General features: G+C 69.9%; 14 protein-coding genes. 9 read left to right on the top strand and 5 right to left on the bottom strand.

Translation table 11 applies throughout. From position 1 onward, the window contains the following. Positions 1 to 87: 87 nt before the first annotated feature. The 3 genes from PP359_RS07245 to PP359_RS07235 form a co-directional block, all read right to left on the bottom strand. Positions 88 to 720 (bottom strand): hypothetical protein, encoded by a 633-nt coding sequence (locus PP359_RS07245; protein WP_433720235.1) that lies wholly within the window; start codon positions 718 to 720, stop codon positions 88 to 90. 41 nt (positions 721 to 761) lie between these two features. Continuing rightward, a complete protein-coding gene (locus PP359_RS07240) occupies positions 762 to 2,333 on the bottom strand; it encodes an amino acid permease (protein WP_433720237.1) in 1,572 nt (523 codons plus the stop codon). A 63-nt stretch (positions 2,334 to 2,396) separates the two neighbouring features. Further along, positions 2,397 to 3,332, bottom strand: coding sequence for a LysR family transcriptional regulator (locus PP359_RS07235; protein WP_499250202.1), 936 nt, complete (start codon positions 3,330 to 3,332; stop codon positions 2,397 to 2,399). Positions 3,333 to 3,451: 119 nt separating this feature from the next. On the opposite strand from PP359_RS07235, the gene PP359_RS07230 reads away from it, so the two are divergent. The 8 genes from PP359_RS07230 (at position 3,452) to PP359_RS07195 (ending at position 10,111) form a co-directional block, all read left to right on the top strand. After that, on the top strand, positions 3,452 to 4,171 hold the full coding sequence (locus PP359_RS07230) for an SDR family NAD(P)-dependent oxidoreductase (protein WP_433720239.1): 720 nt from the start codon (positions 3,452 to 3,454) through the stop codon (positions 4,169 to 4,171). Then, complete coding sequence (locus PP359_RS07225; RefSeq protein WP_112932353.1) at positions 4,168 to 4,881, top strand: SDR family NAD(P)-dependent oxidoreductase; 714 nt, start codon at positions 4,168 to 4,170, stop codon at positions 4,879 to 4,881. Before PP359_RS07230 ends, PP359_RS07225 begins: the two co-directional genes overlap by 4 nt. Positions 4,882 to 4,932: 51 nt before the next feature. Next, positions 4,933 to 5,805 (top strand): substrate-binding periplasmic protein, encoded by an 873-nt coding sequence (locus tag PP359_RS07220; RefSeq protein ID WP_295014911.1) that lies wholly within the window; start codon positions 4,933 to 4,935, stop codon positions 5,803 to 5,805. A 90-nt stretch (positions 5,806 to 5,895) separates the two neighbouring features. Continuing rightward, complete coding sequence (locus tag PP359_RS07215; protein ID WP_433720242.1) at positions 5,896 to 6,681, top strand: amino acid ABC transporter ATP-binding protein; 786 nt, start codon at positions 5,896 to 5,898, stop codon at positions 6,679 to 6,681. A gap of 1 nt (position 6,682) precedes the next feature. After that, positions 6,683 to 7,345: an amino acid ABC transporter permease gene (locus PP359_RS07210; RefSeq protein ID WP_295777792.1), complete on the top strand. Its 663-nt coding sequence runs from the start codon at positions 6,683 to 6,685 to the stop codon at positions 7,343 to 7,345. Beyond that, complete coding sequence (locus PP359_RS07205) at positions 7,342 to 7,989, top strand: amino acid ABC transporter permease (RefSeq protein ID WP_499250201.1); 648 nt, start codon at positions 7,342 to 7,344, stop codon at positions 7,987 to 7,989. The genes PP359_RS07210 and PP359_RS07205 overlap by 4 nt, the downstream gene beginning before the upstream one ends. Further along, positions 7,986 to 8,819: an aspartate/glutamate racemase family protein gene (locus PP359_RS07200; protein ID WP_499250200.1), complete on the top strand. Its 834-nt coding sequence runs from the start codon at positions 7,986 to 7,988 to the stop codon at positions 8,817 to 8,819. Before PP359_RS07205 ends, PP359_RS07200 begins: the two co-directional genes overlap by 4 nt. Next, a complete protein-coding gene (locus PP359_RS07195; protein WP_112932357.1) occupies positions 8,816 to 10,111 on the top strand; it encodes a flavin-containing monooxygenase in 1,296 nt (431 codons plus the stop codon). The genes PP359_RS07200 and PP359_RS07195 overlap by 4 nt, the downstream gene beginning before the upstream one ends. 18 nt (positions 10,112 to 10,129) lie before the next feature. On the opposite strand, the gene PP359_RS07190 is transcribed toward PP359_RS07195, so the two are convergent. Beyond that, positions 10,130 to 11,020, bottom strand: a complete 891-nt coding sequence (locus tag PP359_RS07190) for an aldo/keto reductase (RefSeq protein WP_036318417.1) — start codon at positions 11,018 to 11,020, stop codon at positions 10,130 to 10,132. A 101-nt stretch (positions 11,021 to 11,121) separates the two neighbouring features. Beyond that, positions 11,122 to 12,300 (bottom strand): GAF domain-containing sensor histidine kinase, encoded by a 1,179-nt coding sequence (locus PP359_RS07185; protein ID WP_499250199.1) that lies wholly within the window; start codon positions 12,298 to 12,300, stop codon positions 11,122 to 11,124. A gap of 74 nt (positions 12,301 to 12,374) precedes the next feature. Between PP359_RS07185 and PP359_RS07180 the strand changes: the two genes are divergently transcribed. Further along, positions 12,375 to 12,914 (top strand): YaeQ family protein, encoded by a 540-nt coding sequence (locus PP359_RS07180; RefSeq protein ID WP_499250198.1) that lies wholly within the window; start codon positions 12,375 to 12,377, stop codon positions 12,912 to 12,914. The last annotated feature ends 151 nt before the right edge of the window (positions 12,915 to 13,065 follow it).

The raw sequence follows: 13,065 nt of genomic DNA, 5'->3' as shown, positions 1-13,065 counted from the left end.
ACGCCGATGTAGAGACGTCCGGGTGGACGACGCGTCGGCGCGCACGCGGATCCCCGCCCGGACTTCGCGTCACGGGCGGGACAGGGATCAGAGCGCGAGAGTCAGGGGCGGGCCGCGGCGCCGATCATCCCCGACATGCGCCGCGGGGCGGACGATCCAGCCGATCGTCTCGGCCAGGAGGGGGACCGGAAGAGCGGTCGGGGGCAGCGCGGCGGCGCGCGCAGCGATGCGTCGCGCCCAGGCGCGGATGTCGGCCGCGAGCGTCAGCAGCGCCCGGGCGGCACGTTCGCCGCGGTAGAGCAGCGCCACGGTGACGATCGCAGCGATCGCGTGCAGCGCCCACATGGCCGGGTCGGCGCACAAGGCGGAGAGGAACCCCGCGGCCGGCGCGGTGGTCGCGGCATCCATCCCGAGGCTCATCGCGCCGTGATCGTGATGCGACATCGCGGGCATCGCTGCCGTGGGCGCGACCGCGCCCATGACGAACAGCGTGTGGAACAGCGTCTGGCTCAGCACCACACTCGCGCCGAGCCGCGCGAAGGAGAGGGAGCGGCCGGCGAGCAGCGTCGATGCCATGAGTGCGAGCAGCCACGGGGCGAGGATGCCGAGCGGCCCCGGAACCGCGCCGCCCGCGACGACGTGCGACAGCAGCGCCGTGAACGTCGCGACGGAGGAGACGATCGCACCCCGCGCGACGCGCGGAGTCCGGGAGCGACGCATGCGCCCAGTCTGCCAGGTCGGCGCCGCGTGCCCCTCCTCGATCAACGGCGCCGCTTGGCCGCCTCTGTCGCCGGGCGCTCGGCGATCACCGGGTAGGTGCCCGTGTAGCCCTCCCGTGCCGCGACGGCGGCCTGGATCTTGCCGCGCGCGGCGAACCAGCCGACGATGAGCGCGGGGATCAGCACGATGAGCGAGGCGAGCACCCATCGGCCGGTCTCCGAGAAGCCCATCGTGACGAGCACGAACGCGAGGAACGCGAGCGTCAGGTATGAGGTGAACGGGGCGCCGAAGAGGCGGAACGAGGGCCGTTGCAGCGTGCCCTGCTTCGCCCACTTCACGAGCTTGAGCTGGCAGAGGATGATGGTCGCCCAGCCGCCGATGATGCCGAGAGCCGATACCTCGAGCACGATCTCGAACGCCTGCGACGGCCACAGCGCGTTGATGCCGACGCCCGCGAGGGTGATGGCGGCCGTCAGCAGGATGCCGCCGTAGGGGACGCCGTTCTTGCTCATCTTCGCGGTGAAGGCGGGCGCCGAGCCGTTCACCGACATCGAGCGGAGGATGCGACCGGTGGAGTACAGGCCCGCGTTGAGGCTCGACAGGGCTGCGGTCAGCACGACGAAGTTCATGACCGAACCTGCGATCGCGCCGGTCTCGGGCGAGCCGATGTGCGAGAAGAACGTCACGAAGGGCGACTGCCCGGCCTCGTAGGTGCTGAACGGCAGCAGCAGGGACAGCAGCAGGATCGAGCCGACGTAGAAGATCGCGATGCGGAAGACCACCGTGTTGATCGCCTTCGGCATGACCTTCTCCGGGTTGGCGGTCTCACCGGCGGCGGTGCCGACGAGCTCGATCGCGGCGTAGGCGAACACGACGCCGGAGATCGCGAGGAGCGGCGCGACGAAGCCCATAGGGAAGAGGCCGCCGTTCTCGGCGATGACGCTGAAGCCCGTGGCGCCGACATCGGTCGCGCCGTTGAAGATCAGGAAGCAGGTGCCGACGATCAAGAAGATGACGAGCGCGGCGACCTTGATGAGCGCGAACCAGAACTCCATCTCGCCGAACAGCTTGACGCTCACGAGGTTGAGTGAGAGCACGACCACCAGGGCGATCAAGGCGATCGTCCACTGCGGCACCTGCTGCAACGGCTGCCAGTACTGCGCCCAGAACTTCACGTACAGGGCCGCGGCGGTGACGTCCACGATGGAGGTCATGGCCCAGTTGAGGAAGTACATCCACCCCGCGCCGTACGCGAGCTTCTCGCCGTAGAACTCGCGGGCGTACGAGACGAAGGAGCCCGACGAGGGGCGGTGCAGCACCAGCTCGCCGAGCGCGCGCAGGATGAGGAAGGCGAAGAAGCCGCACACGGCGTAGACGAGGATCAGCGAGGGGCCGCTGGAGGCGAGGCGGCCGCCGGCGCCCATGAACAGACCCGTTCCGATGGCGCCGCCGATGGCGATCATCTGAATCTGTCGTGGGCGCAGCGTCTTGTGGTACCCGGCGTCCTCGCTGGAGAAGTCCTGCGCGGCCTCGGTGCGATCTCCCGTCAGCTCGCGCGCGTTCTCGCGGGCATCCTCGAGATCCATGCGCGAGAGCGCCTCGTTGTCCGTCATCCCGCAATCATGGAGGCGGCGTGTTTCGCTCCCGTGGCACGCGCGCACGCGTGTCGTGAAAAATCAGCCGATGGTCGGGGCCGGTGCCGGCCCCTGGAGGCCCGCGAGGATCTGGCGCGCGAGCTCCATGAACGCCGCGGTGGCCGGCGAGATCGATCCCGCGCGCCGGGTGACGAACGCGTAGTGCTCCTCCACCGCGGGCGTCAGCGGGGCCATGTACAGCCCGCGCTCCGCGATCACCGATCGCCCCACGTGATACGACACGAGGGAGTCGCCGACCCCTTGGGCCGCGAGCTCGAGGGCGTGCGTCTGGAACTCGACTTCGATGATCGGGTCGAGTCGAACTCCCGCCGCTTGCGCCCGCTCGAGCAGTGAGACCCGGAGGGGATCGTCGAGCGACCATCGGGCCTCGGAGAGGATGAGGGGCCGCGTCGACAGGGTCGCGATGTCGATCGGAGCGCGGGTGTGCTCCGGACTGCGCGACACGTACACCACGTGGTCGACGAAGATTCCGGGGATCAGACGCAGTTGCCGGTCATCGATCGGCAACTGGACGATGCCGGCTTCGAGGTCGCCGTTTCGCACCGACTCGGCGACCTCGGAGGAGTTGAGCCCGGTCACCTTCACCTTGACCGCCGGATGCCGGGAATGGAACTCGCGGATGAGGTCGGTGAGCAGATACAGGTGCGCGCTGTTGAAGGTGCCGAAGAGCACCGTGCCCTCTTCGAGTGAGCCGACACGCCTGCCGAAGTCGGCGATCTCGTCCACATCGGCCAGGGTCTTCTCGGCGAGGGGCACGAGCTGCTTGCCCACATCGGTGAGCAGCAGTCGTCGCGTGGTGCGGGTGAACAGACGCACGCCCAGGCTCGCTTCGAGCACCGAGATCTGCTCCGACAGGCTGGGCTGCGCGATGTGGTGCTCGGCGGCCGCCGCCGAGAACGTTCCCAACCGAGCGGCGGTGAGGAAGTACTGCAGCTGGCGCACGGTGGGAGTGGCCACGGAGCCTCCTTTTCATAGGTTTCTCCTCTGCTGACTATAAAGGTTTGAGGATTGTCCTTGGTAGTGCGTCGATGGTCCACTGGTTTTACACGGCCCGACCGACCCGAGGAGACCACCCCATGCAGACCACGACACCGCCGGTCGCCCTTGTCACCGGGGCAGCGAGCGGAATGGGCGCGAGCACGGTCACGCTGTTCCTGGAGCGCGGCTACACCGTGGTCGCCCTCGACGTCGCGTGGCCCGACACCGACGTCGAGCCCGGCGGAGCCCTCCGGCGCATCGTGGCCGACGTCCGCTCCCGCGACGCGGTCGTTGCGGCCATCGATGGGGTGCTGACGGGCGGCGAGGGCATCGATGTGGTCGCCAACATCGCGGGCGTCTACCCGCCGACCACCCTCGCGACGTACGACGAGGAGACCTACCGGCGCATCTTCGACATCAACGTGCTCGGCGTGCTCAACGTCATCGCCGCGGCCCGGCCACGCCTGCGTCGCGGCGCCTCCGTCGTGAACTTCGCGTCGGTCGATGCGTTCACGGTTTCACGCGGCCAACTGCTCTACGGTGCGTCGAAGGCTGCCGTCGTCATGCTCACGAAGGCTCTCGCGCTCGAACTGGCGCCCGACGGCATCCGCGTCAACGGCATCGCGCCGGGCTGGGTCGCGACCCCCGGCAACGCGGCGACCGGACGCATGGAGGCCGCCGCGGCGTCGATTCCGCTCGGTCGCGTCGCGACGCCGGAGGAGATCGCCGCCTGGGTCTGGCTCGTGTCCCAGCCCGAATACGGCGCCTTCCTCGACGGGGAGACGATCGTGCTCTCAGGCGCGGACGTGATGCGGTGAGCACCGTCGTCATCACCGGGGCCGCGCGTGGTCAGGGCGCCGCCCACGCCGCCGCCCTCGCCGACGCGGGCTACGCGCTGGTGCTGGCCGACCGCATGGACGACGCCGGGCAGAGGGTCGCCGCGGGCCTGCGCGAGCGCGGAGCCGACGCGCGGTACTACTCGCTGGACGTCGGCGACGAGGGCGGGTGGTCCGCGCTGGCCGCTCAGCTCGAGGACGAGGCGCAACCCGTCGTCGGTCTTGTGAACAACGCCGGCATCCTCCGCTACGGCAGGATCGCCGACACCGACTCCGCGACCTGGCTGCTGCACGACAGGGTGAACGCGCTCGGCGCCTTTCTCGGCATCCGCGCACTGGCACCCCTCATGCGCGAGGGAGGCTCCATCGTCAACGTCTCCTCCACCGCGGCGCTGGTCGGGACCGCGGGCTACGCGGCCTACTCCGCATCGAAGGCCGCCGTCATCGCGCTCACTCGCGTCGCGGCCATCGAATACGCGCCGCGCGTCCGCGTCAACGCGATCTGCCCCGGCGGCGTCGACACGCCGATGAACGACGACGAGCCCGTCGGAGGCAGTTCGACCGGTGCCCCCCTGGGACGACGGGCTCGACCGGAGGAGATCTCGCCCCTCGTGCGCTACCTCGTCTCCGATGCCTCGTCGTTCGTCACCGGATCCGTCCTCACGATCGACGGCGGCCTGACCGCCGTCTGACCACAGCCCACCCGAAAACCCACCCAGCACCACTCCAGAAAGCAGGAAGCCATGCCCCGCATCACCCGCGCTCGCGCCGCCACGGCGCTCGTGTCCATCGCCTCCGTCGCCGTGCTGCTCACCGGCTGCGCCGGCGCCGCCGCACCCGCCTCCACCGTCGCCTCGGACTGCACACCGAAGCACGCGGGACTGAAGACCTTCACCGCCGGAACGCTCACGGTGGGCGTTCCCGAGAACCTGCCCTACACCCAGACGAAGGGCACCGACGCGTCGGGCCTCGAGATCGACGTCGTCCGCAAGCTCGCGGATGCCGAGTGCCTCGCGCTCGCCTTCGTGCCGATCACCTACGCCAACGGCATCCCGATGATCAGCGAGCAGCACAAGACCGACATGATCACCGGCGGATGGTACGTCACCGCTGCCAGGGCCGAGAAGGTGGGCTTCACCAGCCCGACCTTCTACGACTCGATGGGCATCATCTCCAAGGACGGCATCGACACGGTCACGGGACTGGAGAGCGTCGGCGCCGTCGGCTCGGGCGCCGGCTTCTCGTGGGAGGGCGACATGTCCGGCATCCTCGGCGACAAGTTCAAGACCTACCCCGGTACGGCGGAGATGAAGCAGGATCTGCTCAACGGTCGCATCCAGGCGGCCCTCGACGGCTACGCGGTCGCGACGGTGGCCTACAAGGACACCGGCTTCCAGGTGAAGCCGGCGAAGGAGGACGACCGCGTCGCGATCACCACGTCGCAGCCGATGATCGCCTTCCCCATCGACAAGGACAACAAGGCGCTCTCCGATGCGTTCAGCGAGCTCATCGACGGCTTCCGCGCCGACGGCACGCTCGCGAAGCTCAACGCGAGCTACGACCTGCCCGACTCGCTCATCGTCCCCGCCGACAAGGCGGCGGGCTCCATCCGCTGATCACCGCGGCGGCGGGGGCGCGACCCCGGACGCCCCCGCCGCCCCGATCGACCCCGCCCGCCCGTCCTCCCTCGGACCTGAGGAGACCCCGTGTCCCGACCCCTGATCACGCAGGCCAACGAGCTCGCGATCGCCGGCGTGAGCATCGCCCACCTGTCCAAGAGCTTCGGTGATCACCTCGTGCTCGACGACATCTCGATGACGGTGAGCCCGGGCAGTGTGACCGCGCTCATCGGTCCGTCCGGCTCGGGAAAGAGCACGCTGCTGCGCTGTGTGAACCTCCTCGAGACCCCGGATGCCGGCACCATCACCGTCGGCACGCAGACCGTGACCGCGGGCCGCCGCGTGCCGGATCGTGACCTGCTGGCACTTCGTCGCCAGGTCGGGATGGTGTTCCAGTCGTTCAATCTCTTCCCGCACATGAGTGTGCTGCGCAACGTCGCCTTTCCCCAGGAGAAGATCCTCGGGCGCTCCCGCGATGAGGCCGAGGCCCGCGCGCTGACACTGCTCGATCGGGTCGGCCTCAAGGACAAGGCACACCAGCACCCCGGGCGTTGCTCCGGCGGTCAGCAGCAGCGCATCGCGATCGTGCGCGCCCTCGCGCTGAACCCCCGCGCCATGCTGTTCGACGAGCCGACGAGCGCCCTCGACCCCGAGGTCGGCGTCGAGGTGCTCGCGGTGATGCGCGAACTCGCCGAGTCGGGCATGACGATGATCGTCGTCACCCACGAGATGCAGTTCGCCCGCGACGTCGGCGACCACCTGGTCGTCATGGCCGACGGGCGCATCATCGAGGAGGGCGTGCCGAACGAGGTGATGGCCGATCCGCGCGAAGAGCGCACCCGGCGCTTCCTGAGCGCCGTGCTGGAGCGTTGAGATGGGCGGCGTCGACATCTCGGCGGCGATGCTCCTCGTGCTCGCCGGCCTCCCGATGACCCTTCTCGTCACGGCGCTCGCGTATGCGGTCGGGCTCGTCCTCGGCATCCCGCTCATGCTCGGCCTGCGTTCGCGTGTCGCGCCGCTGCGTCTGGCGCTGCGACTGGTCGTGGACATCGTCCGTGGAGTCCCTCCGATCGTGTGGCTCTTTCTCATCTACTTCGGCGTGCAGCTGGGCACGATCCGCTTCGACTCGCTGTCGGCCGCCGTCGTCGGCCTCGGCGTCATCTCCAGCGCCTACCTCGCGGAGATCTACCGCGGCGCATTCGCCACGGTCGCCCGCGGGCAGGGCGAGGCGGCCGCCGCGCTCGGCCTCGGGCGCACGACGACCTTCGTCCGGGTGCTCGCACCCCAGGCGTTCCGCACGGCGCTGCCCTCGATGGCGACCTTCCTGCTGTCGCTGCTGAAGGACTCGTCGATCGCCTCGACGATCGGTGTCGCCGACATGGTCTTCCAGGCCACGATGTTCGCCCGCCAGAATCCCGCCGTCGCGGGCATCGTTCCCTTCTTCCTGGCCGCGGCCGTGTACCTGGTGGTCTCGATCCCGATCGCGATCAGTGCACGTCGCCTCGACACGCGCCTGCGCGCGGGGGTCGTCGCATGATCGATCTCGCCGTCTACCTGCCACGGCTGGGCCAGGGCCTCATCGTCAGCCTGCAGTTGACCGCGCTGTCGGTCGTGCTCGGCTACTTCATCGGGCTGCTCTTCGCGCTCGGCGTCTCGGCCCGACGCGGGTGGGTGCGCTGGCCGTGTCTCGTGCTCGTCGAGGTGGGCCGCGGCATCCCCGCACTGGTGGTCCTCTACATCGTCTACTTCGGCCTGCCCGCCCTCGGAGTGCTCTTCGAGAACTTCTGGGCCGCGGTCATCGGTCTCACGTTCACCGCCGCCGCCTACTCGTCGGAGATGATCCGCTCGGGCATCCAGTCGGTGCCGACCGGCCAGCGCGAGGCGTCGGCAGCGCTCGGACTGTCGCGCACGACGACCTTCGTGCGGGTCGTGCTTCCGCAGGGCATGCGCGCGTCCATCCCGGCACTGATGGGACTGGCCATCATGTCGTTCCAGGGCACGTCGCTCGCGTACTCGATCTCGGTCAACGAGTTGATGAGCCAGGCCTACCAGGTGAGCACCATCACCTTCCAGTACCTGTGGGTGTATGCCCTCACCGGTCTCATCTACGCGGCGATCGCCGTGCCCGCGACCTGGCTGTCGGTCTGGGTCGAGCGCCGCCTGAACCGGGGGTACGCGTGAAGACGCTGGTCTGGCTCGAAGCCACTGTCGGCGACGGCGCGCTGGACGAGTTGTGGAGCTTTCTCGCCGACTACGTCGACGCCCTCGCGGCCGGGCGAGTGCGCACCCGCCTCGTGCACGCCGGTGTGGACGCCGGCGGCATCCGCACCGCGCCCAATCGTCTGCTCAGCGACGCCGTCGTGCTCGCTCGCGCCGTGGAGGAGGAGAGCGCCGGCGACATGGACGCGATCGTCATCGGATGCTGGGGTGCGCCGACGCCGTCGGTTCGCGCGGCCGTGTCGGTGCCGGTCACCGGCCTCGCCGAGGCGAGCGTGCGGGCGCTCTCCACCCTCAGTCGCCGCGCGGCCGTCGTCACCGTCGCCGAGAGCCTGACCCCGGTGTTCGCCGACGAGATCCGCGAGCTCGGGGGCGCTCCCGCTTTCCTTGCGCGCCCGGTGCGCGCTTACGCGCCGGATTCCACGCACCGTGACGTGGTGCGCGCCGTCACCGACCCCACCGATCTCATCGGACGCTTCGACGCCGTCGCGCGCCGCGCCGTCGATGACGGCGCGGACGCCGTCGTGGTCGGCTGCGGATACCTCGGCGCGATCTTCGCCGCGCACGGCTACACCTGCGTGGGCGGTGCGAGCGATGTCCCCGTCATCGACCCGAACCGGCTCGCTCTCGAACACGTGCTGCAGCTGCGGCGGCTCGCCGATGCCGGCGTCACCCCCACCGCGCGCGGCTATGTGCGTCCGACCGGACCCCGGAACCACGCCCTTCGAACGGTGGCACGGAGCCTGCTCGGCGCCGATGCGACATCCCCCTCCCAGGAAGGAACACCCGAATGACCCGATACTGCGTGATCGGCGCCGGAGCGGCCGGCATGTCGGCCGTCGTCCAGCTCACCCGTGCCGGATACGACGTCGACTGCTTCGAGAAGTCCGAGCGTGTCGGTGGACATTGGAACACCGACTACGACGCGCTCCACCTCATCACCTCGCGCGACATGACCGGGTTCGAGGGCTTCCCCATGCCGGCGGACTATCCCCACTTCCCACGGCGTGATCAGGTGCGCGACTACCTCGGCGCCTATGCGAGCGCGCACGGCCTGTACGAGAAGGTGGTCTTCGGCGTCGCCGTCGTGGCGGTCGAGCCCCGCCCGGCGGACGGACCCGTGGGATCGGCGGGGTGGCGCGTCACGCTCTCCACCGGAGAGAGCCGCGACTACGACGGCGTCTTCGTCGCGAACGGGCATCTGTGGGACCAGAAGGTGCCCGCGATCAGCCGTGACTTCTCCGGCACGCAGGTGCACTCGGGGTCGTACCGCAACACCTCCGACATCACCGGCACCCGCGTTCTCGTCGTCGGTGCCGGCAACTCCGGGTGCGATCTCGCGGTCGACGCCGCCCAGCACCGGCTCGAGGTCGACATCGTCATGCGAGAGGGCATGTTCTTCCAGCCCAAGTCGTACTTCGGCGTGCCCCGGCAGGAAGTCGCGTGGATGGCGCAGTTCTCCCCGACCGAGCAGGACTTCATCGCCCGCATGCTCGCCCGGATCTCGATCGGCGAGGCCAAGGACTACCCCGGTATGCCCGCCCCCGCCGCGACCACGCTCGCCGAGGGCCGGGCCGTCGTCAACGACCTGCTGCTGTACTGGGTGCAGCACGGCCGGGTGCACATCCGACCCGGCATCGAGCGCATCGAGGACACCACGGTGCACTTCGCGGATGGCACGCAGGGGGAGTACGACACGATCCTCTGGGCAACCGGTTTCCACGTCTCCCTGCCGTTCCTCGACGAGGCGCTGCTGGAACGGCGCTCCGCGGTACCGCTGCGCTACGCCGGCGGCATCGTGCCGAAGGGTCTCGAGAAGCTCTACTTCATCGGACTGACGGCACCGCGCGGGCCGCAGCTTCCGATCTACGGCGAGCAGACGAAGCTGGCGATGAAGATGCTGGAGCTGCACGAGAGCGCCCCTGCGGGCTTCGCCCCGGTGGCGGAGTACCTCGGCCGCCTGCAGGAAGCCGACGACCGCGTCGACATCGTGCGGGTCACGTGGTTGGAGCAGCTCGCCGACACGGAGCGGCTGCTTGACGCGTTCGCGTTCTCGCGGAGCGAGTCCGTGGCCGCGGCGGGCTGAGGCGCTCCGGCGCGGGCGTCAGACCTCCAGCCCGACCGCGGCGGTGCAGCGCGCCAGCTCGTCCGCGTCGAGCACGAGGTCGGCGGCCCGCGCGGAGTCGGTGATGGATGCCGCGCGTCGCGCCCCCGGAATCGGCACGACGCGCGGGCTCAGGGAGAGCTCCCACGCGAGCACGACCTGCTGCGCGCTCACGGAGTGGGCCTCGCCGATCTCACGGAAGACGCCGAACCGGTCGCCGACCGAGCGCCCGCCCCCGCCGGTGCCGCCGAGCGGGCTCCACGGCAGGAAGGCGATGCCGTGCGCGTCGCAGTACTGCAGCTCGCCGAAACTGCCCGGATACCGCGGCGAGAACTGGTTCTGCACACTCACGAGGTTGCCCGCGCCGAGCACCTGCTCGGCGATCGCGATCTCTTCGACGCTCGCATTGGAGATGCCCAGTGCCCGCACGAGGCCTTCGTCCTGCAAGGTCTTCAGGTTCTGCATGATCTCGCCGTACACCATCCACCGGTCGGGGCGGTGGTACTGGTAGAAGTCGATGACCTCGACACCGAGGTTCTCCATCGAGCGCTGCACCGCCGAGCGCAGGTAGCCGAGCGATCCGTCGCGGCCGAAGTCCTTCTCGGCGGTGCGCGTGATGCCGCCCTTCGTTCCGACCAGGATGCCGCTCGTGTCGCCGTCCCACGAGGCCAGCGCGTCACGCACGATGCGCTCGTTGTGACCCATCTGATCCCACGAGGGCGCGTAGATGTCGGCGGTGTCGATGAAGGTGACCCCGGCGTCCAGCGCGGCGTGCACCGTCGCGATCGCATCGGCGCGATCGGGCAGCTCGTTGTCGTTGTTCATCGAGACGGGCATGGCGCCCAGCCCGATCGCGGAGACGGTGAACGGTCCGATCGTGCGCTGCTGCATGGGGTTCCTTCCGGTCGGTCGTACGACGACGTACGTGCTCCACTCTGCCGCATGCCTGCGCCCCCGGGGCCGCCCGGACGGTCCGGACGGTCCGCAGGTGGTCAGTCCGAGGGGAGGCTCACCCGCAGGCGTGCGCCCCCGAGTGCCGCGTCCTCGATGCCGATGCGCCCGCCGTGCGCCTGCACGATGCGCCGGGAGGTGGCAAGGCCCAGCCCGAGTCCGGGCACGTCGGCGGCGTCGCCGCGCTCCATGATGTCGAACACGCGGTCGCGCAGCTGCGCCGCCACACCCGGCCCGTTGTCGTCGACGGTGATCGCCCACCCCGTCGGCCCGCGCTGCGCGTCCAGCTCGACGACGGGCGCGACGCCGGCGGCTGCCGCGAACTTGAGGGCGTTGGCGAGGAGGTTCTGCAGCAGCACCGCGATCAGCGCCGGGTCGCAGACGATGGCGTCGTCCGGATCGATGCGCACGGTGATGCGGGCATCGAACGCGGCGACGGCTCGTTCGAGGTCGGCGATCACGCCCTCCACGAGCGGTTCCAGCGCGACGCGTTCGCGGTGGGCCTCCGCGCCGCCCACCCGCGCATAGGCGAGCAGCTCGGTGATCATGACGTTCATCCGCGCCGCCGCGGCATCCGCCCGACGCAGCGCGTGGGTCGCGCGCGACCCGTCGCCGTCGTCCACGCCGTCCAGGGCGAGATCGATCTGGCCCATGAGAGCCGTGAGCGGGTTGCGCAGATCGTGGCTGATCTGACCGGCGAAGTGCGCGAGTTGATCGTTGGAGCGCTCCAGCTCGTGCGTCAGCCGGCGCAGCTCCAGCACCTCCACGGCCTGCCCGGCCAGCAGATCCAGGGCGGAGCTCTGCTCCGCGGTGAGAGTGCCGGCATTGTCGTCGAAGACGCAGAGTGTTCCGATCGCGACGCCCGCCGGAGTGATGAGCGGGCTGGAGGCGTAGAAGCGGACACGGCCGCGCGCGCCGGTCACAAAGGGGTTCTCGGCGAAGCGGTCGTCGACGCTGGCGTCGGCGACCCAGACGTGGCGGGCGTCGGGCAGCACGACGGCGCACATCGAGTCGTCGCGGTCGCAGATCGCCGCCTCCACCCCCGCCGTCGCCACCTGGTACTGGTATCGGTCGTCGATGATGTTGACCGCGGCGCCGCTGACGTGGCAGAGCGTCGTCGCCAGCGCGGCCAGGCCTTCGAGGTTGGGCTCCGCCGGGGCGCCGACGATGCGGTAATCGGCGATCGCCTCGCGACGGGCAGCGGCGTCGGTGATCGGCATGCGCGTTCTTCTCCTGTCGGCTGCGACCAGGATAATGGGCGGGTCCGCCCCGGCGGGCGCCGTAGGCTGGAGCCATGGCGACGGGCGCGGTGATGCACACCTTCGACGTGCAGGTGGCCGACGTCGATCGTGGCGTCTACGAGAGCCTGTCGCTGCGGATGGCGCAGCATCCGTCCGAGACCAGCGCCTTCATGCTCACGCGCCTGCTCGCCTACTGCCTCGAGTACGCGGAGGGCATCGTCTTCACCGAGGGGGTATCGGCCACCGACGAACCCGCGGTGCTGGTGCGGGATGCGACCGGGGCGATCACGACATGGATCGAAGTCGGGGCTCCCGACGCCGAGCGACTGCACCGTGGAAGCAAGCTCGCCGACCGCACCGTCGTCTACAGCCACCGAGACGCGGCCAAGCTGCTGCCGCTCTGGGCGGGCAAGAAGATCCATCGCGCAGACGACATCGTGCTGCGGACGTTCGATGCGGGATTCGTGGATGCCGCCGCAGACGCCGTCGAGCGGCGCAACGCCGTCACCCTGTCGGTGACGGAGGCCCAGCTCTACCTCGACGTCAACGGACCGAGTTTGTCGTCGGCGCTGCACGAGCACCGGCTCAGCTGACGGGCGCGCCGCCCCGCCCAAGTCCGCAGAATCGTGCGTACTCCGCATCCATCGCCGCTGCGCGGTGCGGAGTCCGTCGCTTTCTGCGGAGTTCGTGACCGCGGTGTCGGCGTTCCGGCTCGCTGCGCGCGCGATGACCGGCGGGCGCGCG

Source organism: Sphingomonas sp. BLCC-B65, from assembly GCF_028550675.1.
Taxonomy (GTDB): Bacteria; Actinomycetota; Actinomycetes; order Actinomycetales; family Microbacteriaceae; genus Microbacterium.
Note: the sequence above shows the minus strand (reverse complement) of the source record. Positions and strands in the feature narration are given on the sequence as shown.